General features: G+C 71.6%; 16 protein-coding genes. 7 read left to right on the top strand and 9 right to left on the bottom strand.

What is annotated here, in order from left to right; all coding sequences use genetic code 11:
* Positions 1 to 55: 55 nt before the first annotated feature.
* From ACNNMR_RS18855 to ACNNMR_RS18845, 3 genes are read left to right on the top strand one after another with little or no spacing between them, the layout of a single operon-like run.
* Positions 56 to 2,641, top strand: coding sequence for a bifunctional FO biosynthesis protein CofGH (locus ACNNMR_RS18855; protein ID WP_419995797.1), 2,586 nt, complete (start codon positions 56 to 58; stop codon positions 2,639 to 2,641).
* A gap of 4 nt (positions 2,642 to 2,645) precedes the next feature.
* Positions 2,646 to 6,017, top strand: a complete 3,372-nt coding sequence (locus ACNNMR_RS18850; RefSeq protein ID WP_419995796.1) for a tetratricopeptide repeat protein — start codon at positions 2,646 to 2,648, stop codon at positions 6,015 to 6,017.
* A 3-nt stretch (positions 6,018 to 6,020) separates the two neighbouring features.
* On the top strand, positions 6,021 to 7,127 hold the full coding sequence (locus tag ACNNMR_RS18845; protein WP_419995795.1) for an ADP-ribosylglycohydrolase family protein: 1,107 nt from the start codon (positions 6,021 to 6,023) through the stop codon (positions 7,125 to 7,127).
* Here the strand turns inward: ACNNMR_RS18845 and ACNNMR_RS18840 are convergent.
* Both ACNNMR_RS18840 and ACNNMR_RS18835 read right to left on the bottom strand, forming a co-directional pair.
* Positions 7,108 to 8,697: a sodium:solute symporter family protein gene (locus tag ACNNMR_RS18840; RefSeq protein ID WP_419995794.1), complete on the bottom strand. Its 1,590-nt coding sequence runs from the start codon at positions 8,695 to 8,697 to the stop codon at positions 7,108 to 7,110. The two genes, ACNNMR_RS18845 and ACNNMR_RS18840, sit on opposite strands and share 20 nt — an antisense overlap.
* Positions 8,698 to 8,985: 288 nt before the next feature.
* Positions 8,986 to 9,771 carry an SDR family oxidoreductase gene (locus tag ACNNMR_RS18835; RefSeq protein WP_420000406.1) on the bottom strand — a complete coding sequence of 262 codons (786 nt, stop codon included), beginning with the start codon at positions 9,769 to 9,771 and terminating at the stop codon, positions 8,986 to 8,988.
* 93 nt (positions 9,772 to 9,864) lie between these two features.
* Between ACNNMR_RS18835 and ACNNMR_RS18830 the strand changes: the two genes are divergently transcribed.
* Positions 9,865 to 10,680 (top strand): hypothetical protein, encoded by an 816-nt coding sequence (locus tag ACNNMR_RS18830; RefSeq protein ID WP_420000405.1) that lies wholly within the window; start codon positions 9,865 to 9,867, stop codon positions 10,678 to 10,680.
* 108 nt (positions 10,681 to 10,788) lie between these two features.
* Here ACNNMR_RS18830 and ACNNMR_RS18825 read toward each other — a convergent pair whose 3' ends face one another.
* From ACNNMR_RS18825 to ACNNMR_RS18815, 3 genes are all read right to left on the bottom strand, one after another.
* Positions 10,789 to 10,998, bottom strand: coding sequence for a DUF397 domain-containing protein (locus ACNNMR_RS18825; protein WP_419995793.1), 210 nt, complete (start codon positions 10,996 to 10,998; stop codon positions 10,789 to 10,791).
* Positions 10,999 to 11,243: 245 nt separating this feature from the next.
* Complete coding sequence (locus tag ACNNMR_RS18820) at positions 11,244 to 12,116, bottom strand: helix-turn-helix domain-containing protein (protein WP_419995792.1); 873 nt, start codon at positions 12,114 to 12,116, stop codon at positions 11,244 to 11,246.
* 288 nt (positions 12,117 to 12,404) lie between these two features.
* Entirely contained in the window at positions 12,405 to 13,160 is a 756-nt protein-coding gene (locus ACNNMR_RS18815) for a GOLPH3/VPS74 family protein (protein ID WP_419995791.1), read from the bottom strand.
* A gap of 228 nt (positions 13,161 to 13,388) precedes the next feature.
* On the opposite strand from ACNNMR_RS18815, the gene ACNNMR_RS18810 reads away from it, so the two are divergent.
* Both ACNNMR_RS18810 and ACNNMR_RS18805 read left to right on the top strand, forming a co-directional pair.
* Positions 13,389 to 16,403, top strand: coding sequence for a D-alanyl-D-alanine carboxypeptidase (locus ACNNMR_RS18810; RefSeq protein ID WP_419995790.1), 3,015 nt, complete (start codon positions 13,389 to 13,391; stop codon positions 16,401 to 16,403).
* Between the two features lie 141 nt (positions 16,404 to 16,544).
* Positions 16,545 to 18,548, top strand: coding sequence for an MFS transporter (locus ACNNMR_RS18805; protein ID WP_419995789.1), 2,004 nt, complete (start codon positions 16,545 to 16,547; stop codon positions 18,546 to 18,548).
* Positions 18,549 to 18,569: 21 nt separating this feature from the next.
* On the opposite strand, the gene ACNNMR_RS18800 is transcribed toward ACNNMR_RS18805, so the two are convergent.
* The 4 genes from ACNNMR_RS18800 to ACNNMR_RS18785 form a co-directional block, all read right to left on the bottom strand.
* Complete coding sequence (locus ACNNMR_RS18800; RefSeq protein WP_419995788.1) at positions 18,570 to 19,898, bottom strand: enolase C-terminal domain-like protein; 1,329 nt, start codon at positions 19,896 to 19,898, stop codon at positions 18,570 to 18,572.
* Between the two features lie 10 nt (positions 19,899 to 19,908).
* A complete protein-coding gene (locus ACNNMR_RS18795; protein ID WP_419995787.1) occupies positions 19,909 to 21,246 on the bottom strand; it encodes a gluconate:H+ symporter in 1,338 nt (445 codons plus the stop codon).
* Positions 21,247 to 21,307: 61 nt separating this feature from the next.
* On the bottom strand, positions 21,308 to 22,237 hold the full coding sequence (locus tag ACNNMR_RS18790; RefSeq protein WP_419995786.1) for a 5-dehydro-4-deoxyglucarate dehydratase: 930 nt from the start codon (positions 22,235 to 22,237) through the stop codon (positions 21,308 to 21,310).
* Between the two features lie 133 nt (positions 22,238 to 22,370).
* Entirely contained in the window at positions 22,371 to 24,515 is a 2,145-nt protein-coding gene (locus tag ACNNMR_RS18785) for an ATP-binding protein (protein ID WP_419995785.1), read from the bottom strand.
* 157 nt (positions 24,516 to 24,672) lie between these two features.
* Here ACNNMR_RS18785 and ACNNMR_RS18780 point away from each other — a divergent pair, with 157 nt between their 5' ends.
* Positions 24,673 to 25,881, top strand: coding sequence for a winged helix DNA-binding domain-containing protein (locus ACNNMR_RS18780; protein WP_419995784.1), 1,209 nt, complete (start codon positions 24,673 to 24,675; stop codon positions 25,879 to 25,881).
* Positions 25,882 to 25,884: the final 3 nt, after the last annotated feature.

Here is a 25,884-nt window from a genome sequence, read left to right as displayed (position 1 = left end):
TCAAAAAGCGCCCACCGCCCTCGGAAGTGTCGGCGCGCGCTCGTACCATCAACAAATGAACGCCTCCACGCCCCCCACCGCCAATGCCATGCGCCGCGCGCTCAAGCGTGCCCGCGATGGAGTCGCGCTGAATGTGGAGGAGGCGGCCGTCCTCCTCCAGGCCCGCGGCGCGGACCTCGACGCCCTCGCGGCCTCCGCCGCCGCGGTCCGGGACGCGGGGCTGCAGGCCGCCGGGCGGCCCGGCGTGATCACATACTCGAAGAGCGTCTTCATCCCGCTCACCAGACTGTGCCGGGACCGCTGTCACTACTGCACCTTCGTCACCGTGCCGGGCAAGCTGCGCCGGGACGGGCACGGGATGTTCATGTCGCCGGACGAGGTCCTCGACATCTGCCGCCGCGGCGCCGAAATGGGCTGCAAGGAGGCCCTGATCACCCTCGGCGACAAGCCGGAGGACCGGTGGCCGGAGGCGCGGGAGTGGCTGGACGCGCATGGTTACGACGACACGATCGCGTACGTCCGCGCCATCTCCATCCGCATCCTGGAGGAGACCGGCCTGCTGCCGCACCTCAACCCCGGGGTGATGTCGTGGACGGACTTCCAGCGGCTCAAGCCCGTGGCGCCGTCGATGGGCCTGATGCTGGAGACCTCCGCCACCCGCCTCTGGTCCGAGCCGGGCGGGCCGCATTACGGGTCCCCGGACAAGGACCCGGCCGTGCGGCTGCGGCACCTGGAGGACGGCGGCCGGTCGTCCGTGCCGCTGACCAGCGGTCTGCTGCTGGGGATCGGCGAGACCGTCGAGGAGCGCGCCGAGTCGTTGTTCGCGCTGCGCCGGATCGAGCGGTCGTACCACGGCATCCAGGAGCTGATCCTGCAGAACTTCCGCGCCAAGCCGGACACCGCGATGCGCGGCATGCCGGACGCGGAGCTGGACGACCTGGTGGCGACGGTCGCCGTGGCGCGGCACATCATGGGCCCGGCGGGCGCGCTGCAGGCGCCGCCGAACCTGGTCGCGGGGGAGTACGAGCGGCTGATCGGCGCCGGCATCGACGACTGGGGCGGGGTCTCGCCGCTCACGCCCGACCACGTCAACCCCGAGAAGCCCTGGCCGCAGATCGACGAGCTGGCCGAGCGCTCCGCCGCGGCGGGCTTCGAGCTGGCCGAGCGGCTGTGCGTGTACCCGGAGTTCATCCAGCGCGGCGAGCCGTGGCTGGACCCGCGGGTGCTGCCGCACGTGACGGCGCTCGCCGACCCGGAGACGGGCCTCGCGCGCCCGGACGCGCCCGTGGTGGGGCGGCCGTGGCAGGAGCCGGACGGCGGCTTCGAGTCCTTCACCGCCCAGGGCCGTACGGACCTGCACCACACCATCGACACCGACGGCCGCACGAGCGACCGGCGCGATGACTTCGACGTGGTGTACGGCGACTGGGACGCGCTGCGCGAGGCGGCGGCGCCCGGGATGGCCGCGGACCGTATCGACGCGGACGTACGGGACGCGCTGAAGCAGGCCGCGGACGACCCGACCCGGCTGACCGACGACCAGGCGCTCGCGCTGCTGCACGCGGACGGCCCCGCTCTCGACGCCCTCTGCCGCATCGCCGACGACCTCCGCCGCGACGTGGTCGGCGACGACGTCACGTACATCGTCACCCGCAACATCAACTTCACCAACGTCTGCTACACCGGCTGCCGCTTCTGCGCCTTCGCCCAGCGGAGGACCGACGCGGACGCGTACACGCTGTCGTTGTCTCAGGTCGCCGACCGGGCGGCGCAGGCCTGGGACGTCGGCGCGGTCGAGGTGTGCATGCAGGGCGGCATCCACCCGGACCTGCCCGGCAGCGCGTATTTCGACATCGCGCGGGCCGTGAAGGAGCGGGTGCCGGGCATGCATGTGCACGCCTTCTCGCCGATGGAGGTGGTCAATGGGGCGTCCCGTACGAACATGTCCATCCGCGACTGGCTGACGGCGGCCAAGGAGGCCGGCCTGGACTCGATCCCGGGCACGGCGGCCGAGATCTTGGACGACGAGGTCCGCTGGATCCTGACCAAGGGCAAGCTGCCGACGGCCGACTGGATCGAGGTGGTCACGACGGCCCACGAGCTGGGCCTGCGCTCCTCCTCCACGATGATGTACGGCCATGTGGACCAGCCCCGTCACTGGCTGGCCCACCTCCGCCTCCTGGCCGAACTGCAGCAGCGCACGGGCGGCTTCACCGAATTCGTGACGCTGCCCTTCATCCACACCAACGCCCCGGTGTACCTGGCGGGCATCGCCCGCCCAGGCCCGACGATGCGCGACAACCGCGCGGTGACGGCCATGGCCCGCCTCCTCCTCCACCCGCACATCACCAACATCCAGACGAGCTGGGTGAAGCTGGGCACGGACGGCGCGGCGGAGATGCTCCGCAGCGGCGCCAACGACCTCGGCGGCACGCTCATGGAGGAGACCATCTCCCGGATGGCGGGCTCGTCGTACGGCTCGTACCGCTCGGTGCAGGGCCTCAGGGACATCGCCGCCGCGGCGGGGCGGCCGGCCCGGCCGCGCACGACGGTGTACGGAGCGGTGTCCGAGGAGCGGCAGGCGGCCGCCGCCGCCTCGGACGGTCATCTCCCGGAACTGCTGCCGGTGCTGGGAGACTGACGCCATGACCGCAGCCGGGGGGCCGTCACTGCAGGATCTCTTACGCCGCCGCCACCGCTCGGGCTTCGTGGGGCGGCGCGCGGAACTCGCGCTCTTCCGCGACAACTTCGGCACGCCGCCCGAGCACGAGGCGCATCGCTTCCTCTTCCACATCGAGGGCGACGCCGGCATCGGGAAGACGTCGCTGCTGCAGCAGTTCCAGCAGATCGCCCGCGAGGAGAAGGCGCTCACCGCCCAGTTGGACGAGGCGGTGGGCAGCGTGCCCGAGGCGATGGCGGAGGTCAGCGCCCAACTGGCCCGCCAGGGCGTAGAGCTGAAGTCCTTCGACCGGCTCCTGAAGCGCTACCGCGAGCGCCGCCACGAAGCCGCCTCCGCGATCCTCCCGCCCCCGGCGGAGTCCCCGGAGGCGTCCCCCCTCGCGACCGCCACCGCGCAGGCCGGGCTCGCGGGCCTGGGCCTGGTGCCGGGCCTGGGCCCGGTGGCGGGCGCGCTGGACGCGCAGCACGTAGCGCAGGGCATGGAGCGCCTGCGCACCACGCTCTCCGCGCGCCTGCGCAGCCACGACGACGTCCAACTGGTGCTGGCACCACTGGAGGTGCTCACCCCGGCATTCGTCCGGGACCTGGGCGAGGCCGCCGCGTCGGCGCCCTGGCTGACCCTTTTCTTCGATACGTACGAGCGCACCGGCCCGCTGCTCGACACCTGGCTCCGCGACATGCTCTTCAGCGACCGCTACGGCCCCATGCCCGCGACCACGGTCGTGGTGCTGGCCGGGCAGCAGAAGCTCGACCCGGTGATCTGGGCGGACTATGCCGACTTCGTCGGGCGGCTGCGGCTGGAGCTGTTCACGGAGGACGAGGTCCGCGGGCTGCTGGCGGCGAAGGGCGTGACGGACGAGCGGGTGGTCGAGGTCGTACTGCAGCTGTCGGGGCGGCTGCCGGTGCTGACCACGATGCTGGCGGAGGGGCGGCCGACTGATCCGGCGGCCATTGGCGACCCGAGCGATACGGCGGTGGAGCGCTTCCTGAAGTGGATCGATGACCCGGGGCAGCGGGAGGCTGCGCTGGCGGCGGCGTTTCCCACGGGGCTGGACGAGGACGTCTTCCGGGCGGCGGTCGCGCCGGAGTCCGCCGGGTTGTACGGGTGGTTGCGGGGGCTGCCGTTCGTCGCTGACCGGGCCGGTCGCAGCCGGTATCACGACGTGGTGCGTACGGCGATGCTGCGGGTGCAGCGGGCGCGGTCGCCGCAGCGGTGGCGGGAGTCGCATGAGCGGCTTGCCGGCGTGTACACCGGGAGGCGGCAGGCGCTGGAGGTGGACGCGGATGAGCAGCGGCGCTGGGACAACGAGGACTGGGCGGCCGCTCGCCGGGAGGAGACGTATCACCTCCTGTGCGGCGACCCGCAGCGCGCGCTGCCGCAGGCGCTGGCAGACGCCGTGCACGCCATCGACAGCGGCGTGTCCGACGCCCGCCGCTGGGCCGGGCTGCTGGTGCGGGCGGGCCGGGACGCCGCGAGCGACGAGGTCGCCCGCTGGGGGGAGCGGCTGCTGGCGACGCTCGGCGACAGCGCGGAGGAGGAGACTGCCGGGGACCGGCGCGAGATCCGGTACTGCACGCTGCTGCTGACGGAGGCGCGGCTGGACCGGGCGGCCCGGTGCCAGGCGCTGTGCGTCCGCGGCCGGGAGCACCGTAACGCGGGCGAACACGAGGCCTCGCTGGCCGACTTCGGGCAGGTGCTGGAGCTTGATCCGGAATACGTCCGCGCCTACGGCGGGCGGGGCATAACGTACGGGATCACGGCGCGGTACGAGGAAGCGCTTGCCGACATGGACCGGGCGGTCGCGCTGCGCGGCGACTTCGACGACCTGGGCGACCGCGGCAACGTCTACCGCCTGCTGGGCCGCTACGACGAGGCGCTGGCCGACCTGGACCGGGCCATCGCGACCGGGGAGGGCGGCGCGTGGGAGTACGGGACGCGTGGTGAGATCCATCGGATGCTGGACCATCACGCGGCAGCCCTTGCCGATCTCGACATAGCCGTCGAGCTGGATCCGGAGAACGCGTTCGCCCGCGCCGCCCGCGCGCAGACCTACACCTCGCTCGGCCGCTACGACGTGGCGGTCGCGGAGTTCACCCGCGTCATCGAGCTCGCCCCCGAGCTTGCCTGGAACTTCGAGAAGCGTGCCGAGACCCGCCAGCTCGCGGGCGAGCACGAAGCGGCGGTGGCGGATTTCACCGCGGCGCTGGAGCTCGATCCCACCCGGCACTGGTCGCTCGGCCAGCGCGGCGAGTCTCTCGGCCAACTCGGCCGCGACGACGAGGCGCTGGCCGACCTGACGGCGGCCATCGAGCTCGAGCCCGAGTACCGCTGGGCTTACACGGAACGGGCAGCCATCCGCCACCGGCAGGGGCGTTCCGAGGAAGCCCTCGCGGATCTCACCCGCGCGCTCGAAGGTTCCGCATACGCGTACGCGCGGGTGGTGCGCGGAGTCATGCTGCGGGACCTGGGCCGGTCGGAGGAGGCGTTGGCCGACCTCGACGAGGCCGTGCGCGCCGACCCGGCGTACGCCCACGCGTTCCGTGAGCGCGGGGTGACCCATAAGGCGGCGGGGCGCTACGACGACGCCCTCGCCGACTTCGACCGAGTTCTGGAGCTGCAGCCCGGCAACGCGTGGGCCGCGATGCACAGGGTGCAGGTGCTTGCCGAATCCGGCCGGACAGGCGCGGCGCACGCCGGTCTGGACGCGCTGCTGGCCGCGGAGCCGGAGCATGCCGGCGCCCATCAGGAGCGGGGGCGGCTGTACCTGCTGGAGCGGCGGTACGAGGAGGCGGCGCAGCAGCTGGAGCGGGCGTTGGAGTTTGATCCCGACGACAGCCGGCCGTACCTGCTCCTCGCCGGCTGCGCCCTGCTCACCGGCGCCCATGAGCTGGCCGGTGCGCACCTGGCGTCCCTTGCGGCGGCGGAGAGCGATGAGGGCGAGGCGCTCGAAGCCCTGCTAAGCACCGTCGTGGACGGCGTAGCGGCGACCGCCGACCGGTGGACCGCCCTCCTCGATACGGCCACGGACGCCTGGGACCTGCTGCTCTGCCACTGCGGCCGCGGCGACTGGCCGGCCGCCGAACGGGCCCTCGCCGAGCTGCTCGACTCCGGTCCCGACTGGTCCGACCTGGTGGGCGAGGCACTCCTGCTCGACGTCCTTGCCGGCGCCCCAGGCGCCGACGCCCCACGCCTGCTGGCGTACCGCGACCGCCTCCAGGAGGCCGGAGACGCGCTGGCCGTCGCCGGTACCTCACTTACGGAAGCGCCTGGGCCTGCCCGAAGCGCGTCGCATACAGTGCAGAGTCAGGAAGGAACCGACGCGATCCGGACCGAATGAGGTATGGGCGTGAACGCAGGTGCAGGGGCCTGGGGCCGTGCCCAGCAGCAGGACTTCCGCAGCAGAGTGCGCGGGTGTCTGCTCGGCGGGGCGATAGGGGACGCCCTCGGGGCGGGCATCGAATTCGACTCGCTGGAGGAGATCCGGGGCAAGCACGGGCCTGACGGGGTCACCGGATACGTGCCGGCCTACGGCCGCCAAGCAGGGGCCATCACCGACGACACCCAGATGACCCTCTTCACCTGCGACGGCCTCATCCGCGCCCACGTCCGCCGCGACGCCGGCGGCTGGCACCCGCCGACCGACGTGCACGCCGCGTACCGCCGCTGGTACGCCACCCAGAAGGACTGGGGCCCCGACGAGCGCAAGGACAGCGACGGCTGGCTGGCCCGCGAGGAGTGGCTCTACAGCCGCCGTGCTCCCGGCAACGCCTGTCTCACCGGCCTCGCCGGCGGCCGCATGGGCACGATGGACAAGCCCAAGAACCCCGACTCCAAGGGCTGCGGCGCCGTGATGCGCTCGGCGCCCTTCGGCCTGCTGATCGGCTGGGAGCCGGCGCTGGTCTTCCAGCTCGCCGGGGAGTGCGCGGTGCACACCCACGGCCACCCCACCGGCCACCTGGCGGCGAGCGCCTTCGCGGTCATCGTGCACGGCCTGGTCCGCGGCGCGTCGCTGCCCACGGCCGTACAGACGGCGCTGCAGCTGCTCGGCGGCCGCCCGGGCCACGAGGAGACCACCGCCGCACTGCAGGCGGCGCTCGCGGCCGTACGGGCCGGGCTGCCGACGCCCGAGCGGCTCGAAGGTCTCGGCGAGGGCTGGACGGCCGAGGAGGCCCTGGGCATGGGGGTCTATGCCGCCCTCGCCGGCGAGGACATCAAGAGCGCCCTCCTCCTCGCCGTGAACCACGGCGGCGACTCCGACTCGACCGGGTCGATCTGCGGCAATCTCCTCGGCACCATGCACGGCGACACGGCCCTCCCCCCGGAATGGCTTCCGGAGCTGGAGGGCCGCGCCACCATGCTGGAGCTGGCAGACGACTTCGCCCTGGAGATGACCCACGGCCAGTCGCTGCACGCGACGGAGGGCTGGCTTACGCGCTACCCCCGGTGAGCTTCTTCGTGTCGGCGGGCTCCGCGGGCGCCGGCACGGCCGCCGCGGCTGCGGCGTCGTCATCGTCGCTGTCGTTGATACGGGCCAGGACCGCGTCCCGCTCCGGGGTGTCCTCCGGCTTGATGTAGCCGATCACGATGTACAGGATCAGCGACACGGCCAGCGGGATCGAGACCTGGTACTCCAGCGGCACACCCTCGCCGCCGTCCTCGCTCAGCGCCCAGTGGATCGGGTAGTTGACCAGCCAGAAGGCGACGAGGCCCAGGCCCCAGCTGGTCAGCGCGGCCGTCGGCCCGGACTTCCGGAAGTTCCTGAGCATGCCCAGCATGAACGGGATCGCGATCGGCCCCATCAGCCCGGCCACCCACTTGATGACGACCGTGATGATGTCCTTGAAGGTGGGCGAGTTGACCTGCGTCGCGATCGCCATCGACAGGCCGAGGAAGACGACCGTCGTCACCCGCGCCGCCAGCAGCCCGGCGCGGCTGTCCCACTCGCGCGCCTTCTTCGACAGCACCGGCGCCACATCGCGCGTGAAGACCGCCGCGATCGCGTTGGCGTCGGAGGAGCACATGGCCATCGTGTGCGAGAAGAACCCGACCACGACCAGGCCCAGCAGGCCGTGCGGCAGCAGCTGCTCGGTCAGCAGCCCGTACGAGTCGGAGCCGTCCGGGTTCTTGGCGTCCACCAGCAGCGGCGACATCCACATCGGGAAGAACAGCACGACCGGCCAGACCAGCCACAGAATCGCCGACAGCCGGGCCGAGCGCTCCGCCTCCTTCGCGGAGGCCGTCGCCATGTAGCGCTGCGCCTGGTTCCACATGCCGCCGTTGTATTCGAAGAGCTTGATGAACAGGAACGCCAGCAAGAAGATCGTCCCGTACGGCCCGACCAGCGGGTCGCCGTGCCCCTGCAGCTCCGGCTCGTCCCAGGCGCCGAAGAAGCCGCCGTGGTCGCCGAGTTCGGCGACGACCGCCACGAACATCGCGATGCCGGCCAGCAGCTGGATGATGAATTGCCCCAGCTCGGTGAGCGCGTCCGCCCACAGCCCGCCGACCGTGCAGTAGATCGCGGTGACGCCGCCGGTGATGATGATCCCCTGCGTCAGGGTCACACCCGTGAACACGCTCAACAGCGTGGCGATCGCCGCCCACTTGGCGCCGACGTCGACGATCTTCAGCAGCATGCCGGACCAGGCGAGCGCCTGCTGGGTCGGGATGTTGTAGCGGTTCTTCAGATACTCCAGCGGCGAGGCCACGTGCAGCCGCGAGCGCAGCCGGTTCAGCCGCGGCGCGAACAGCTTCGAGCCGATCGCGATGCCCAGCGCGATGGGAAAGGACCAGGTGACGAAGGACGTCACGCCGTACGTGTAGGCGATGCCGGCGTAACCGGTGAACATCACCGCGCTGTAGCCGGACATGTGATGCGAGATGCCGGACAGCCACCACGGCATCTTGCCGCCGGCGGTGAAGAAGTCGCTGACGTTGGACACCCGCTTGTGCGACCAGATGCCGATGGCCGTCATCACCGCGAAGTACGCGATGAGCACGGCCCAGTCGAGACCGTTCATGCCCCCTCCAGGGGTTGGGCGATGGATGAGGGTGCACTTCTTTGAATGTCACAGCGCGGGATGGAGGGATTGAACAGCCGTGCGGCGGCAGTGGTCAAGACCTACGGTGGTCATGTACGTGAACAGAGCTCAACTTGCTGAACGATTTTGCCTTTCCTTGACCATTGAACGGGTGTTCCCGGGCGTGACCGGGGCCACACCATGGGCAGCGCACTTCGCCAAACCCGAACGGACAGCAGAGCGCCGCCGGTTGCGGGACCGGCAGCGCTCGCGGAAGGGAGCCCGCGGCTACCTCATCAGCTCGCCCGCGTTCACCAGCAGCGACTGCCCGGTGATCGCGCGGGCCCGGTCCGAGGCCAGGAAGACGGCGGCGTCGGCCACGTCCCCGTCGGTCGCCAGCTCCGGCAGCGCCATCCGGGACGTCAGCCGGCCCAGCACCTCGTCCTCCGGCACCCCCTCGGACTGCGCGGCGAACTGCACGAAGCCCTGCACCGGCGGCCCCCACATCCACCCCGGCTGCACGGTGTTCACCCGGATACGGTGCGGGCCCAGCTCGCGGGCGAGGCTGTACATGGCGGAGACGAGGGCGCCCTTGGAGGCGGCGTACGCGGCCTGCCGCACCTCGCTCGGCGCCGCCACCGACGACTGGGTGCCGATGAGCACGACCGACCCGCCGCGCTCCTTCAGCGCCGGCAGGCAGGCGCGGACCATCCGCAGGCTGCCGAGCAGGTTCACGTCGACCACCCGCTGCCAGGTATCGAAGTCGGCGTCCTCAAGCCCGCCGAACTCGGTGTCCAGCGCGGCCACCTGAACGATCGCGTCGATCCCGCCGAACCGCTCGGCGGTCAGCGCGGCAAGGGCCTGGCACTGCGACTCATCGGCGATATCGGTGGCCTGCCAGGCGCTGCGCCCGCCCTCGGGGTCCAGCTCGGCGGCGGTCTTCTCCAGCCGCCCGGCGTTACGGGCCCCGAGCACCACATTCGCGCCGTCCCGCAGAGCGGTGGCCGCGCACTGCTTGCCGAGCCCGGGGCCCACGCCGGTGACGAGCACGGTCTTGCCTTCGAGCAGCGACATCGCAACGACCTCCGGCATGCATCTGGCGCCTCATCTGACGGTCCGTCAGAGTAGGGCAGGCCGAGCGAAGGAGGAACCGCCGTGACCGCTGAGATGTACGGAGAACTCGCCGCCACCGGCCCGTACGGAGTCCACCCGGGCCACGCCCTGATCACCATGGTCGAGCCGCACCCCGGCCACGAGTACGCGTACAACCGCTGGTACGAGGATGACCACTACATCGCCGGCGCGATGGCGATGCCCTGGATGTTCGCGGGCCGCCGCTGGGTCGCCACCCGCGAGCTGCAACTGCTGCGCTACCCGGACAAGTCGGCGGTCGCCGAGCCGGTCACCGCGGGCTGCTACATCTCGACGTACTGGATCACCGAGGGCCGCTACGACGAGCACATGCGCTGGACGGTCGGCATCAACAAGCGCCTCAACCGCGACGCCCGCGTCTACCGCGACCGCACCCACGTCTTCACGGCCTTCCAGGACCACGCCGCCACCGTCTACCGGGACGGCGCCGCGGGCCCGCGCGACTTCCACGCGCTGGACCATCCGTACCGCGGCCTGGTGGTACAGGTCATCGACGCTTCGGACGCCGAACAGCGCGAGGAACTCCTGGAATGGCTGCGCGCCAAGCACCTGCCGCGCCGCCTCGCCAAGACCCCGACCGCGATGGTCACGGCCTTCAAGCCGACGCCGCTGCCGGGCGACCGGATGTCGTATGTGAAGCAGGTCGAGGGCGTCGACAACCGCCTCACCCTGCTGTGGTTCCTGGAAGCCGACCCGCGCGAGGCATGGGAGGCGCACTACGCGGACCTCGACGCGGGCGTGACGGAAGCGGGCCTGGGCAGGACGGAGTTGGTGGCGCCCTTCATTCCTACGGTGCCGGGCACCGACCGCTACGTGGACGAACTGCGCTGACGAGCTGCGCCGACGGGTGAGTCGGCGGCGCATGGCCGAGCCCCCTCGGCCAGGACGGCGGACCAGTCGAGAGGGCTCTTCACTTACTGCCTATGCTGCCGGTGCTGCTCACACGGTGCCGAAGCCGCCGCGCCTCACCTCTCGTACGAAAGCCGTCCACGACTCCGGGTCGAAGCCGAGCGCGGGGCCCTCGGGGTCCTTCGAGTCACGGACCGCGACCTTCCCCGGCATCGGCGACTTGATCTCTACGCACGCGCCATTGCCGGCGGAGTAGGACGACTTCGTCCACTGCCCGGTGGCGCCTTCCTTAATGGCCATGTCTGCTCCGGTTCCTGCCTGTTGGCTGTTGCTCGATCGGATCGGTCACGCACCAACGAACCAGCGCCAATCAGATGCTGTGCCTATCTGTTCATTGCCGCGCGCGAACGACGCTACCGCCCAACATCATGCGGAGAAGATGACTTTCACCCGACCGGATGGCATATTCCAGCTGCCTCTTCCGCCGCTGCCGGGCGGAGGTGTACCGTGCCCGGCACTCGCGTACCCGCTGCTGGAACGATCATTCATCCCGACTGGCGCGCGTACTTCTTGGCCTGCTCGGAGATCATTTTCCGGGTCTCCTCGGCATTCAGCGCCTGGGCCCGCAGATGCTCGTACATCATGCTGTAACTCTGCACGTCATTGGGCTTCTCGAGATACAGGTCGCTGGTGACGCCCTCGAGATAGACCACCGAGGAATCCGTGGCCTCCGGGAATTCCAAGATCGCATATTGCCCGGTGACTCCGGGGTGCGCGCCCACGCCGAACGGCATGACCTGGACCGTGACATGCGGCAGCTGCGAGACCTCGATGAGATGGTCGAGCTGCTCGCGCATGATCGCGTCATTGCCCACCCGGCGGTGCAGCGCGGACTCGTCGATCACGGTCCACAGGCGCAGCGGCGGCTCCAGCTCGCTGCCCTGTATGCGCTCCTGCCGCCGCATCCGCACCTGCACCCGCTTGTCCACATCCGCCGTCGAAATCTCCGGCAGCGCACCGGCGATGACCGCCTCCGCGTAGTCGCGGGTCTGCAGGAGTCCGGGCACGATGAGGGATTCGTAGATGCGCAGGCTGGCGGCGTCCGTCTCCAGGCCGATGTAGACGCTGTACGGCATATCGCCGAAGGCATGCCACCAGCCCTGCTGGCGGGAGTCCTTGGCCATCTGCATCAGCGAGTCGACGACGCGGCGGTCCTCGACCTCGTACACGCCGCAGAGGTCGCGGACGTCGCGCTGGCTGATGGAGCGGCGGCCGTTCTCGAGGCGGCTGATCTTCGACTGCGAGACCAGCAGCCGCTCCGCCACTTCCTCCGCCGTCATCCCCTTGAGCTCGCGGAGACGGCGCAGCTCCTGACCCAGGCGGCGGCGCCTGACCGTGGGATTGACGTTGGACGGCAAGGGAGTTGCCTCCTCTGGCTACGGGTGAACTGATTCTTGTTCAGTAGCCTGCCACCAGCCGACTTCGGTCGCACCGTAAACGCCTTGATACCGCTCGTATTCAGCGATCAGAGTGGGTCTTGGGCTCAATCCCTGACTACTGCGGACATCCCGAACGGAGTTGGGTGCCCGGATTGCCCAAAAAAGAGCCCTGTCCAGTCAGAGGACTTGACTGGACAGGGCCCTGCGGCTCCCGAACGGTGTCCGAGCCTTACTTGGTGCAACTACTTTCTGTATTCCTGCGGTACCTCAGCGCGCCGCGGTCGCGCGGGCCATGCCCGGGCGTCGTGACTGCGCAGGCATCCCCGCCGGCTCCGCCACCGCCGACCTGAGGCCGGCCGGCTTGCGGCCCGCTCCTGCCGGGGCGCGGCGTGGCTGGGCGGCGACGCCGTTCTGGACGTCCATTACGGCGTGTGCCACCAAGCCGCCCATGGGGTCGTGCCTGATCAGATCCCGGAGCCGGGAGCGCGAGGAACGCCCCTCATTACCGGGATACAGGTGCTTGCCGAGCCCGATGGCATGCGCCAGGGCGGCGAGCGCCGCGGTCCGCGGGTCCGGCGGGACGCCGGTGCGGATCGCGCTGTCCAGCCGGGCTCTGATCTCCCGGCTTATGGCCGTCTCCGTCGCCTGGTAGCGCGTCGTCGGCAGCACCCCGCACATCTGGCCGGTGACGGCCGACACCATGCCGCACCGTTCGAGATGTGTGAGGTACGTCTGGCGCAGCCCCAGGCGGGGCCCGCCGATCCAGTGGACCGCCCGCACCGGACTGCCGCGGCGGCGCAGCAGCTCGAGCGCGTGATCCAGGGTCGGATCTCCTGTCGGCCGTGGTAGCACCACGGCGATACGATCCCCATCAGGGGCTATCCGTCCGGCAAGGGCCAGCTCTACTAGCTGCGCTCCAGCCAGACCAAGGTCAAGCGACTGCGGCTGCGCCGTGGTACCCGTGGCCGGGTCCAAAGCGAGCAGCAGAAGCTCCTCCGGAATGGTTCTGCGGCTCCTGCCCATCCATGCCTCCCCGCGTGGATGTACGACAGGGTGACCCCTCTCACATTCATCTGTCGAGGGTGCGTGTCGGGAATGGACGGGAACCTCTAGGTATGTCGTTGTCGTCCTAAGGGGCGAGCGGGGCTTTTCGGCCCCGCTTGCGCCCGCCCCGTATCGTGGGGCGTTCGGGGAGTCGGACGGACGACCGACTGGGCGACGCGGGCGAGACGTCTTACGAGGAGGGCATCGGTGGCGGGCGAGACCCCCGGCAAGTCTGGGCAGCGACGATCGTCGGGGGCGACGAGCGGTAAGGCGCGCGATCCGCGCCTCGATCTGACGGCTGAACGCGATGCGGCTGACGCCGCTGAGGGCGTGGACGCCGACGAGCGGGTGAATGGTTCCGCGTCGTCGGACGGCGCCGCGGACGCGCCTGCGGCGCGGCAGGACTCGAAGACGATGGTGCTGCCGGGCGCCCGCGATGCGGCTGACGCCGCGGGGGAGCCGGGTGCGGGGGCCGCCGTGGGCGGCGAAGCGACCGCGGCCGATGTGGCCGACGCTGACGTGGCCGACGTGGCCGAGGCCGATGCGGCCGACGCTGACGAGGCTTCGCCTGAGAGCGCTCCCCGCGAGGAGAAGACCGCCGCCTTCCGAGTGGCCGCACCCGAGCCGGACAACGAGCGGCTCCGCGCCGCGGTGGCGGCATGGGTGGCCCAGGCCGACGACAAGGACGACACCACCGACGCCCCCACCGCCGAGGACACACCAAACGGCGCCACCCCCGCACCCCCCACCCCACCCCGCCCGATAACGGCCCTCACCCGCGCCTTCAGGCCGCCCAACGCGGCAGAGCCGGAGGACGCGGAGCAGCCGGAGCAGCCGGAGCCGTCGAAGCCGACGACGTCAGACCAGCAGGACCAGCAGGACCAGCAGGACCAGCAGGACCAGCAGGACCAGCAGGGTGAGCAGGACCAGCAGGCGCAGCCGACCTCCGAGCCGACACCAGAGGCTGAGGCCGCGCCCAACGCTGAGGCGGCAGCCGAGGCCGCGCCTGAGGCCGCCGCCGCGCCCGCGTCCGAGCCCAGGGCTGCCTCTGAGGCTGAGCTCCAGGCTGAGGACGCGGCCCCGGTGGCCGATGCCAAGCCCGAGAGCGCTGCCGCAGCGGCTGCCACCGCTTCCGACGCCGACGCCGACGCCGACTCCGACGAGAAGCCGGAGCCGGCTGTGTCCGCCACCACGGACACCCCGACCGCCACCTTCCGCACCACGGGTGCCGCGAAGGGCGTACGCAAGGGCAGGCCCGCGGACGACTCCGAGCCGCAGGATGCCGCCGATACGGCCAAGAGCGCTGCCGCTGCCGCCGCGGATGCCCCTGCCGACGCGGCCGAGGCGGATGCCCCCGTCGACGCCAAGCCGGGCGCAGACAAGCCGGCAGAGCCGAAGGACGCCGCACCACCGGCCAAGTCCCCGGCGTCGTCGAAGAGCACCGCAGCACCGGCCACAGCCCCGAAGAAGCCCACCGAGGACCAGCCGACTGGTCCCTCGGCCGAGAAGCCCGCCGCTGACCAGCCCCCGGCCCAGAAGCCCGCCGTGGACGAGCCTGGCGCCAAGTCGGCGACCGGGAAGTTCTCCGCCAAGCCTGCGCCCGCCACGCCCGCTGCCGCGCCGCCCGCAGCCGAGCCAGCCCGTGCCGATGAGGCGAAGCCCGCCGCCAAGCCTGCGGCCGCCACGCCCGCTGCCGGCGATTCGAAGCCCGCGGCCGCCGCGCCGTCCGCTGCCGGTGAGGCGAAGCCCGCTGCTCCGCCGGCCCCGCCGGCATCCACGCCGCCGGCCCCGCCGGCATCCGCCCCGCCGCGGCCCGCTGCCGCGCCCACCGCCGGAGTCGCCCCCGCCCCGGGGACCGCGCCGGCAGGCGACAGCGCGCCGGCCGGTGACTCCGGGCTGCCCGCGTACGAGCAGACCAAGCAGCAGCCGCTGCCTCCGTACGAGGAGAAGCGGCCGCTCGATCTTCTGGCTCAGCTCACCAATACGCCGCCGCCTGCCGAGACCCCGGTGCGGACCATTGTGCGGCGGGTCAAGATCTGGACGCCGCTCGTGCTGCTGGTGATCATCGCGCTGGGTGTGGTGCAGATTGTGCGGCCGTTGCCGGAGCCGGGTCTGGTGCTGACGGCGAAGGAGAGTTACGGGTTCGAGGGCGGTGCGCCCGAGATGCCCTGGCCCGGGGAGGGGCAGGCGGTCGTCGAGGTCGAGGGGCTCGGGCGGATCGGGGAGTCCGGCGAGGAGAAGCCGGTGCCGATAGCGAGCGTTGCGAAGGTGATGACGGCTTACCTGATGCTCAAGGAGCATCCGGTCAAGGGCGATGACCCCGGCGTCGACATCCCCATGGACCAGCAGGCCGAGGACGACGCCGCGAAGGGCGCCGAGGGCGAGTCCGTCGTCGATGTCGACAAGGGCGACAAGCTCAGCCAGCGCGAGGCGCTCCAGGCCATCATGGTTGCTTCCGCGAACAACGTCGCCCGGCAGATCGCCCGCTGGGACGCCGGCTCGGAGAAGGCGTTCGTCAAGAAGATGAATGACACCGCCAAAGAGCTCGGCATGACCAACACCAAGTACACCGACCCCAGCGGGCTCAACGCCACCACCGTCTCCACCGCCGCCGACCAGGTGAAACTCGGCATGGAGGCGATGAAGGACCCGCTGTTCCGCGAGGTCGTGCTGCAGCCGTCGTACAAGGACAGCAAGGGCACCTCGCACCAGAACTACAACCGCCTCGTCCCGGTGAACGGCGTCCGCGGCATCAAGACCGGCACCACCACCAAGGCCGGCGGAAACTTCGTCTTCGCTGCCGAGAAGAAGGTCGGCGGGACGACGCAGCGCATCGTCGGGGCCGTCTTCGGGCAGCATGAGGCGCCGATCATCGACACCGTCATGGCGCGGGGGCAGGAGCTCATCACCGCCGCCCAGGGGATCCTCACCGACATGCGGGTCGTCAAGAAGGGCGATGTCGTCGGGTACGTCGATGACGGGCTCGGCGGTGAGACGCCCGTCGTCGCCGCCAAGGACGTCAATGCCGTCGGGTGGAGCGGGCTCAAGGTCAATCTGAAGATCGGCGACGGCGGGAAGACCATTCCGCACGCCGCCAAGGCCGGGGACAAGGTCGGCGAGCTGACCATGGGCGGAGGCAGGGGCGAGGTCTCCGTGCCGGTCACGCTGAAGGAAGACCTGAAGGAGCCGGGCACGGGTGCGAAGCTGACCCGGCTTGGGTAGGCGCCCGGGCGCGGGCAATTCCCTGAGGCGATGTGTCGGACGTGCGTGCTAGCGTCGCCTCTGCCGCGTCGGGGGACAGTGCATGACCGGTCCAGCCGCTGTGCTGGATTCAACCGCAGGTGCAAGACGGGGAGAGCCGCAGTGACCACCGTGCAGCCGGGGCGCCGCGCTGCCGCCGATCGACTCCGGGTACGGAAACGGACGACCGGCAATGTCCCCCTGCCCGCGCAGCGGGAGGCAGGACCGAGCGGCCCGGACCAGGACGGCCCCGACGGCGCAGCGCCAGGCGGATCCGCCGGATCCGGCGGATCCGGCCCGCCCCCGCCCCCGTGGCAGCGCAGGCTGCGCTGGTTCGGCAAGCGCCTGTCCCGCCCCGTCCCCGCCTCGCTGATCGTCTCCGGCGTGCTGCACCTCGTCTGGCTGTGGTTCTTCGCCAACTCCGGTGGCGACCTCGCAGCGCAGGACGCCTGGGCCGAGTTCGCCGGCCGGCACCCCGACTCGGCGTACAACCTCGCCTGGTACGGCGGCATGCACCCCGTCTCGTACAGCGTCATCTCGCCGTATCTGATGGCGGTCCTCGGCGTCCGTACGACCATGATCCTCGCCGGCACCCTCGCCGCCGGCGTGCTCGCGCTGATCATCGCCCGCTGCGGCTTCGTGAAGCGGCCGCTGCTGCCCTCGCTCTGGGGCGCCTTCGCGCTGGCCTGCAACGCCGGGTCCGGGCGGGTCACCTTCGCGCTCGGCATGCTTTTCGGGCTCTCCGCCATCGCCCTCGTCTACCTGCCGAACGGCGGCGCGGGCGAGCCGAAGCCGGGCAAGAACGGCGCCCGCGGCTGGCAGAACCGGCCCGTCCTGCGCGGCACCGGCGTCATCCTCTTCTCCGCCCTCGCCACCGCGGGCAGCCCGGTCGCCGGGCTCTTCATCGAGGTGGTCGCGGCCGCGCTCTTCCTGCAGAAGCGCCGCTCGCAGGCGTATTGCCTGGCCGTCGCGCCGCCCGTGATGGTGGCGCTGTCGGCGTGGCTGTTCCCCTTCCAGGGGGTGCAGCCGATGCCGTTCGTCTCCTGGGTGTTCCCGCTCGCCTGCACCGCCGCCGTGTACGTGCTGGTGCCGCCGGAGTGGAAGACGGTGCGGATCGGCTCCATCATCTACGGGCTCGGCACGGTCGCCACGCTGATCATCCCTTCGCAGGTCGGATCGAATGTCGAGCGGCTCCCGCTGATCTTCGGCGGCACCGTGCTGCTCGCCGCCATCGGCCACAACCGCGAGCGGGTGCTGCGCATCGGCAAGCGGACCCTCGCGGGGCTGGCCACGGTGTGGGTGGCCTTCGTCTGCACGGCCATATGGCAGCTCACCAAGCCCGTCGTCGACATCGCCCTGACCACCCCGACCGCCGCCTGGAACCGCGAGCTGGCGCCGCTGGTCGACCAGCTCGAGCGGCACGACACCGACGCGGGCCGCGTCGAGGTGGTCCCCGCGCGCAGCCACCGCGAGGCCTCCGCCCTCGCCCCGTACGTGAACCTCGCCCGCGGCTGGAACCGGCAGGCGGACACCGACCGGCATGCCCTCTTCTACGACGGCACCCTCGACCCGACCACGTATCACGCCTGGCTGAAGCGCTGGGCGGTGCGCTATGTGGTGCTGCCGGTCGAGGACCGCCCTGACACCTCCGCCACCGAGGAGGCGGAGATCGTGTCGGACGGGCAGCCGTACCTCTCGGAGGTGTGGTCGGACGCGAACTGGCGGCTGTACCGGGTCAAGGACCCGACGCCGCTCGCCGAGCCGCCGGCCACCGCCAGCCGCGCCGACGAGGGCACCCTCGTGGTGAAGGTGAAGAAGGCAGGACCGGTGCTGGTGCGGGTGCCGTTCTCGCCGTGGCTCGGCCTGGTCGACGCCGAAGGCAAGCCGGTCGAGAAGCCCAAGGAGCTGGACGACAGCGAGGACGCCGATCCCGCCGCGCCGGACGCCCGCCTCCCGCAGGAGGACGGCGCGACCGGCGAGTGGAGCGAGAGCGGCAAGCCGTTCCTGAACCGGAACGGCTGCCTGACGGAGGCCGGTGACTGGACGCGGCTGCATGCGCCGCACGCCGGCACGTACCACATCGCGGGCAAGTACCAGCTGCCGCGCGGGACGGCCTGCCCGGAGTAGCGGGCAGGCGCTCCCCGGGCCTCAGCGCACCAGGCAGGGGCGCTTCGCGTCGAACTCCCAGTCCTTGATCAGGTACTGCATGGCCGCCGCGTCGTCCCGTGCGGAGAGGTTCTTCTCCAGGTAGAGCGCGTGGGCCGCCTCCAGGCGGTCGCGGTCGAGGGTCACCCCGAGGCCCGGGGCGTCCGTCACCGCGACCTCGCCGCCCGAGATCACCGGCGGGGCCTCCGTCAGCCGCTCCAGGCCCTCCTGCCAGATCCAGTGCGTGTCGAGCGCGTTGTACGCCCCCGGCGCCGCCGCCCCGCAGTGGGCCATCATCGCCAGCGAGATGTCGAAGTGGTTGTTGGAGTGGCAGCCCCAGGTCAGGCCCATCGCATTGCAGAGCTGGGCGACCCGTACCGATCCCTGCATCGTCCAGAAGTGCGGGTCGGCAAGGGGGATCGACACCGACTGCAGGGCGATGGCGTGGGTGAGCTGGCGCCAGTCGGTGGCGATCATGTTGGTCGCGGTCGGCAGCCCGGTCGCGCGGCGGAATTCCGCGAGGATCTCGCGGCCCGAGTAGCCGCCCTCGGCGCCGCAGGGGTCCTCGGCGTACGCCAGGGTGCCGACCAGCGGCGCGCAGAGCTCGATCGCCTCGGCGAGGGACCAGGCGCCGTTCGGGTCGAGGGTGATGCGGGCGTCGGGGAAGCGGTCCTTCAGCGCCCGGATCGCCTTGACCTCCTCGGCGCCGGCCAGCACGCCGCCCTTGAGCTTGAAGTCCTTGAAGCCGTAGCGGTCGTACGTGGCCTCCGCCTGCCGGACGATCGCCTCCGGCGTGAGCGCCTCCTCGTGCCGGATCCGGTGCCAGTCCGCGGCGGCGTCGGGCTCGCGGACGTAATCGAGGCCGGTCTTGTCCGGGTCGCCGACGTAGAAGAGATAGCCGAGGACGCGGACCGAGTCGCGCTGCTTGCCGTCGCCGAGGAGCGCGGCGACCGGGACCTCCAGGTGCCGGCCGAGGAGGTCGAGCAGCGCCGACTCGATGGCGGTGACGGCGTGCACGGTGGTGCGCAGGTCGAAGGTCTGGCCGCCGCGGCCGCCGGAGTCGCGGTCGGCGAAGCGGGCGCCGACGGCCTGCAACACCCGCTTGTAGTCGCCGACTTTCGCGCCGGTGACCAGCGGCGCCGCGTCCCGCAGCGTCTGCGTGATCTTCTCGCCGCCGGGGACCTCGCCCAGGCCCGTACGGCCTTCGGAGTCGGTCAGGACGACGATGTTGCGGGTGAAGTACGGGCCGTGGGCGCCGGAGAGGTTGAGCTCCATGCAGTCGCGCCCGGCGACCGGAAAGACCTCGACGGAGGTGACGGTGGGCTGGGTCATGGCTTCTTCCTTACAGCTTCAGGAGGTCGAGGGCCCACTCCATGGCCAGGACGCCGCCCAGGCCGAGGATCGCGAGCACGGTGGTGTAGGACGTACGGGCCTTGATCGCGTCGATGACGGAGAGGTTGAAGTACTCCTTGAACATCCAGAAGCCCGGGTCGTTGACGTGGCTGAAGGCGATCGAGCCGCAGGAGACCGCGAGGACCATGATCTCCGGGTGCACGCCGCTGTCGGCGAGCAGCGGCAGGACGACGCCGGAGGCGGTGACGACGGCGACGGTGGCGCTTCCCAGCGCGATGCGCAGGATGACGGCGATCAGCCAGGCCAGGATGATCGGGGAGATCGACCAGCCGTGCGTGACGTCCTTGATGTAGTCGGAGATGCCGCCGTCGACCAGCACCTGCTTGAAGGCGCCGCCCGCGCCGATGACCAGCAGGATCATCGCCATCGCGGAGGCCGCGGACTTGCAGGAGGCGGAGACCTCGTCCAGGCTGCGGCCGACCCGCGGGCCGAAGGCCCAGACCGAGACGACCAGGGTGAGCAGCAGCGCGATCGGCGGGGCGCCGATGAACTCGACGGTGTGCAGCAGCCCGCTCTCCTCGGAGACCGCCATGTCGGCCACGGCGGCGCCGGCGATCAGCACCACCGGCAGCAGCGCGACACCGAGCGACCAGCCCATGCCCGGCATCTCGTCGTCCTCGAAGACCTTCTCGCTGACCAGGCCCTTGGGGATGGACGGGTTCATGGCCTTGATGAACGGCAGCCGCGGCCAGAGCAGCGCGATGAAGGCGCCGGCCGGGACGGCGATGAACAGGCCGTAGAAGAGGGTCAGTCCGGCCGAGGCGTCGAAGGTGGCGGCGACGGCGGTCGGGCCGGGGTGCGGCGGCAGGAAGCTGTGCATCGTCGACAGGGCGATGGACATCGGCAGGCCGACCCAGAGGAGGTTCGCGCGGGTGACGCGGACCAGGGTGAAGGCGATCGGCACGATGATGATGAAGGCGACCTCGTAGAACATCGTGACGCCGATGAGCATCGCCGTCAGCACCATCGCCACCTGCACCCAGCGCGGGCCGCAGAGGTCGAGCAGGCGGCTCGCGATGCGCTGCGCCGCGCCGGAGTCGCCCATCACGCGGCCGACCATGGCGCCGAGGCCGATGGTGAGCATCGTGTCGCCGATCTGGTCGCCGATGCCGGTGGCGAGCGTCTCGGAGATCTTTGCTACGGGTATGCCCTGGACGAGGCCGACTCCTACGGCCACGAGGAGGAGGGCGGCGAAGCCGTTCATGCGGAGCTTCGTCATGAGGAGGAGCAGGATCAGGACGCTGATCCCGACGACTACTAGGGGCATGTCTCAGTTCCTCTTTGAACCGTGCATGTGAGGGTGGGTGGTGCGGCTGAGGTGGGGTGGCTCAGCGAGTGGCCCCGGCCAGGGTGAGGCCGTGGTCGAGGAGCTTCTCCAGCTCCGTGAGGTCCGCGGGGTACGGGTCGGTGAGGGGGGCGCGGACCGGGCCGACGGGGAGGCCGCGCAGCCGGGCGGCGGCCTTGACCAGGGAGACGGCGTAGCCGGGCACCCGGTCGCGGAGTTCGACGAGGGGGACGTAGAAGCCGCGCAGCAGCTCGTCGGTGCGGGCCGTGTCGTCCGCCTGCAGCGCGGCGAAGAAGGCGCGGGCGATCTCGGGCGCGAAGGCGTGCACCGCCGAGGAGTACGCGGGGACGCCGATGGCGGCGTAGGCGCGGGCCTGGATTTCGGCGGTGGCGGCGCCGTTGAAGAAGAGGAAGTCGTCCGGGGCGGCGAGGATGGCGCGCTGCAGCCTGTCGAGGTCGCTGTGGCCGTCCTTGAGGCCGACCACGGTGGGGATCTCGGCGATGCGGCGGACGCTGTCCGCGGTGAAGGCGACCTGGTCGCGCTGGTAGGCGATGAGGGGCAGGCGGGTGCCCCCGGCTATGCGGCGCAGCTGCTCGACGAGGCCGTCCTGCGGGGCCTTGACGAGGTAGTGCGGGAGTACGAGCGCGGCGTCGGCCCCGGCCTCCTCGGCGATCCGGGCGAAGCGCAGCGCCTGCGCGTATCCGTAGCCGATGCCGGCGACGACGGGGGCACGGCCGCCCGCCAACTCGACGGCTGTGGTGATGACTTGCCGGTACTCATCCTCGTCCAGAGATGTGAACTCGCCGGTGCCGCAGGCGGGGAAGACGGCGCCCGGCTCGGCGGCGAGCTGCTGCTCCAGGTACGCGCGATAGCTCGGCAGGTCGAGGCTGCCGTCGGTGTTGAAGCTGGTCAGAGGGAAGGAGAGGACGCCCCGAGCCATTCCGTTGCGCAGGCGTTCCACTGTGTTGACCATGGTCCAGCTCCATCACGTTCTCGTTTATGTATGTGGATGGAGACTAGGTTTGTGAACGCGCTGGGTCAATGGGTATCCAGGAACGGACTCGGAACGGACTGTTCCGGGGCGCTCCGGACGGTACCTGGAGCCGCTAGTCGCCCAGCGCGAATGCCATCCCGGCGGCCATATCCGTATCGAGACCGGCCGCGAAGGCCGCCTCGTACGCCCGGTCGCCGGTGGTCGCCCGCGCCTGCCGCTCGCACTCCGCGCGGGCCGCGGCCAGCTCCGGCATGCCGAGCTGGGCCAGGCCGAAGGTGAGCCACACCCGCTGCCCGACCCCGAGCAGCCGCCCGGCCCGGGCGCCGTCGCCGGCCGCGGCGGCCGCGGAGGCGAGCAGGTCGAGGTTCATCGCGATGCCGAAGGTGTCGTGGAGCAGGCGGCGGGAGCGCAGCGACTCGCGGGCGTACTCCACGGCCGAGTCGATCAGGCCCCTGGCCAGGTCGGCGAGGGCCCGGACGTAGTCCGCGTACGCCCGGCACCAGCGGTCGCCCAGCACCATGCACTCGGTCCGCAGGGTGTCGGCGACCTCGGCGGCCTGGTCGAACTCGCCGCTGTTGACGTGCACAAAGCCCCGCGTCGCCTGCGCCAGCAGCCGGGACGCCTCGGCGCTGCCGGTCAGCCCCGGGACGTACGGGATCTGGTCGAGCGCCCGCGCCGCCGCCTCCTGCTTGCCCTGGACCGTGCGGCTGGCGGCGAGGCTGTGCCCGGCGCGGGCGATCGCCGCCGGGTCGCCGAGGTGGCGGGCGAGGTCGAGGCTCTCGTTGGCGTACTCCTCGGCGGCCGGGCCTTCGCCCTGGCTGAAGGTGACGAGGGCGCAGGCCCACAGCGCCTGGGCGCGCTCGGGGGTGGGGGCGGGGTCGCGGGCCAGGGCGCGTTCCAGATAGCTGCGGCCCTCGCTCGGGTAGCCGCAGGCGAACCAGAAGAACCACAGGCCGCCGGCCAGCTCCAGGGCGCTGTGGTCGGGCTCGGTGAGGCAGAAGTCGAGGGCGGCGCGGAGGTTGGCGTGGTCGGTGGTCATGCGCCCGTACCACTGGATCTGGGCGGCGGACGTCCACTCGTCCCCGGCGGTGACGGTGGCGGCGAGGAAGTGGTCGCGGTGGCGGCGCTGGAGCGTGTGGTACTCGTCGAGCTCGCGCAGCCAGCGGGTGCCGTACTCGCGGATCGTGTCGAGGAGGCGGTAGCGCGGGCCGCGTGGGCCTTCCTGGTCCGGCTGCACTACGGATTTGTCGACCAGGCCGCGTAGCACCGCCGGTATCTCCTTGTCCGCCAGCGGGCCGCCGGCGCACACCAGCTGGGCCGCCTCCTCGTCGAAGCCGCCCGCGAAGACCGAGAGCCGCGCCCACAGCAGCCGCTCCAGCGGGGTGCACAGCTCGTGGCTCCAGCCGATGGTGGTGCGCATGGTCTGGTGCCGGGGCAGCGCGGGGCGGGGGCGGCCGAGCGGGGTGAGGGTGTCGAAGCGGACGCGCAGCCGGTCGGTGAGCTGCTCCAGGGACATCGCGTGCAGCTGGCCGGCGGCCAGCTCGATGGCCAGCGGCAGGCCGTCGAGGTCGCGGCAGAGGGCGGTGACGGCGGCGACGGCCTGCCGGTCGCCGGCGGGGAGTACGAAGCCGGGCGAGGCGGCGGCGGCGCGGTCGGTGAAGAGGCGTACGGCCGCGGCGTCTTTCTCGGTGGGCAGCGGCGGTACGGCGAGCACCCGCTCGCCCGCGATGCCGAGCGGCTGCCGGCTGGTGGCGAGCACGCGCAGGCCGGGGGCGACGGAGAGGAGGGACTCGACGAGCCGGGTGCAGCCGTCGAGGAGGTGCTCGCACGTATCGAGGATCAGCAGCAGCGCCTTGTCCGCCAGCCACTCGCCGAGCACCTCCAGAGCCGGGCGGGCGGTCGCGTCGGAGAGCCGCAGCGCACCCGCGACGGTGTGTGCGAGCAGCGTGGAATCCTGCAGCGGCGAGAGTTCGACCAGCCACACACCATCTCTGAACGCCTCCTCGGCCTCGTCGGCCTGCGCTCGGGCGCCCGCGTGCAGGGCCAGGCGGGACTTACCCACCCCGCCGACGCCGGTGAGCGTGACCAGGCGGTAGCCGGTGAGCAGCCGCCCCAGTTCGGCGAGTTCGGCCGTGCGGCCGACGAAGCTGGTGGCCTCGGTCGGGAGGTTGCCCTGCCCGTGGGGCCTGCTGGTTCCCGCACTGCTTGCGTTGCCCGCACTGCTTGCGTCGCTCGCGTTGCCTGCGTTTCCCGGCACCTGGGCGCCCCTTGTCCTGTGTGGGTGAGTCTCCTGCGCAGAAGGCTTGCCCAGGCTTTTCTCCGGGAAACGGCGCTGGTCGGGCAGGTTGGTGGTATACGGCAGCAGCGGCACTGAGGACCAAACCTGTCCTCAAACTGCCCTAGGGTACGGCGATATGAGGCAGCTACGGATGATGACGTGGGAGCAGGTCAGCGCGCGGCGGCTGGCGCGGGCGGGATTGGCGGAGCCGGTGAAGGCGGCGGCGACGGGGGCGGCCACGGCGGCCGGTGCTGGTGGGGTGGCCGGCGTGGCCGCGGCGATGTGCGGGGCGCATGCGCAGGTGCTGTCGGCCGCCGAGCTGTCGGTGGCGATGCGGATCGAGGGGGCGACGCGGGAGGCCGTACGGGACGCGCTGTGGCGCGAACGCACCGTCGTCAAGACGTACGGGCCGCGCGGCACCGTACACCTGCTGCCCACGGCGGACCTGCCGCTGTGGACCGGCGCCCTGTCCGCGCTGCCGACCGGGTCCGGCAATGGCGGCGGCGGTGTGACGGGCGCGCTGCTCACCCCTGGCCAGGCGGAGGAGGTCGTGGCGGCGATCGCCGACGCGCTGGCGGACGCCGAGCTGACCGTCGACGAGCTGACGGAGGCGGTCGCCGAGCGGGCCGGGTCGTGGGCGGCGGACCCGGTGATGGAGGCCTTCCAGACGAAGTGGCCACGCTGGCGTGCGGCTACGGCGTTGGCCGCGCACCGGGGAGCGCTGTGCTTCGGCGCGAACCGCGGCCGCAAGGTCACGTACACCAATCCGCATCGCTGGCTGCCGGGCTTTGCGCCGCAGGCGGGGGCGGAGGCGGTGGCGGCGCTGGTGGACCGATACCTGCGGGCTTACGGCCCGGCCACACCGCAGCACTTCGCGAAGTGGCTGGCGGCGCCGGTGGGTTGGGCCGGCGCGCAGTTCGAGCGGCTGGCGGGGGAAGGGGCGATCGAGGAGGTGGTCGTGGAGGGGGCGCCCGGTTGGATCGTCGCCGGGGACACCGACGTGCCGGACGAGCCGCCGAGCGGGGTGCGGCTGCTGCCGTACTTCGATGCCTACGTCATCGCGGGGCAGCCGCGCGACCTGCTCTTTCCCGGCCGCGCGTACGAGCGGGCGCTGGCGGGCGGCCAGGCGGGCAACTACCCCGTGCTGCTCATCGACGGCACCGCCGCCGGCGTCTGGCACCAGCGCCGCTCCGGCCGCCGGCTGCACGTCACGGTGGAGCCGCTGCAGCGCCTCACTGCTTCCCGGCAGCGCGAGCTCGCGGCCCAGGTGGAGCGAGTGGGCGAGATCCTGGAGGCGCGCCCCGAGCTCACGGTCGGCGAGGTGACGGTGGGCGCGCATGCGTAGGCG

The organism is Streptomyces boninensis (assembly GCF_048572725.1).
GTDB lineage: Bacteria > Actinomycetota > Actinomycetes > Streptomycetales > Streptomycetaceae > Streptomyces > Streptomyces boninensis.
The sequence above is the reverse complement of the archived record's forward strand: the minus strand, read 5'-3'. Positions and strand labels throughout refer to the sequence as shown.

What these genes read in the sequence shown, in the direction of transcription:
- ACNNMR_RS18855 (WP_419995797.1), top strand. Translation starts at nt 56, where the DNA reads ATGAACGCCTCCACGCCCCCCACCGCCAATGCCATGCGCCGCGCGCTC.
- ACNNMR_RS18850 (WP_419995796.1), top strand. Translation starts at nt 2,646, where the DNA reads ATGACCGCAGCCGGGGGGCCGTCACTGCAGGATCTCTTACGCCGCCGC.
- ACNNMR_RS18845 (WP_419995795.1), top strand. Translation starts at nt 6,021, where the DNA reads ATGGGCGTGAACGCAGGTGCAGGGGCCTGGGGCCGTGCCCAGCAGCAG.
- ACNNMR_RS18840 (WP_419995794.1), bottom strand. Translation starts at nt 8,697, where the DNA reads ATGAACGGTCTCGACTGGGCCGTGCTCATCGCGTACTTCGCGGTGATG.
- ACNNMR_RS18835 (WP_420000406.1), bottom strand. Translation starts at nt 9,771, where the DNA reads ATGTCGCTGCTCGAAGGCAAGACCGTGCTCGTCACCGGCGTGGGCCCC.
- ACNNMR_RS18830 (WP_420000405.1), top strand. Translation starts at nt 9,865, where the DNA reads ATGTACGGAGAACTCGCCGCCACCGGCCCGTACGGAGTCCACCCGGGC.
- ACNNMR_RS18825 (WP_419995793.1), bottom strand. Translation starts at nt 10,998, where the DNA reads ATGGCCATTAAGGAAGGCGCCACCGGGCAGTGGACGAAGTCGTCCTAC.
- ACNNMR_RS18815 (WP_419995791.1), bottom strand. Translation starts at nt 13,160, where the DNA reads ATGGGCAGGAGCCGCAGAACCATTCCGGAGGAGCTTCTGCTGCTCGCT.
- ACNNMR_RS18800 (WP_419995788.1), bottom strand. Translation starts at nt 19,898, where the DNA reads ATGACCCAGCCCACCGTCACCTCCGTCGAGGTCTTTCCGGTCGCCGGG.
- ACNNMR_RS18795 (WP_419995787.1), bottom strand. Translation starts at nt 21,246, where the DNA reads ATGCCCCTAGTAGTCGTCGGGATCAGCGTCCTGATCCTGCTCCTCCTC.
- ACNNMR_RS18790 (WP_419995786.1), bottom strand. Translation starts at nt 22,237, where the DNA reads ATGGTCAACACAGTGGAACGCCTGCGCAACGGAATGGCTCGGGGCGTC.
- ACNNMR_RS18780 (WP_419995784.1), top strand. Translation starts at nt 24,673, where the DNA reads ATGAGGCAGCTACGGATGATGACGTGGGAGCAGGTCAGCGCGCGGCGG.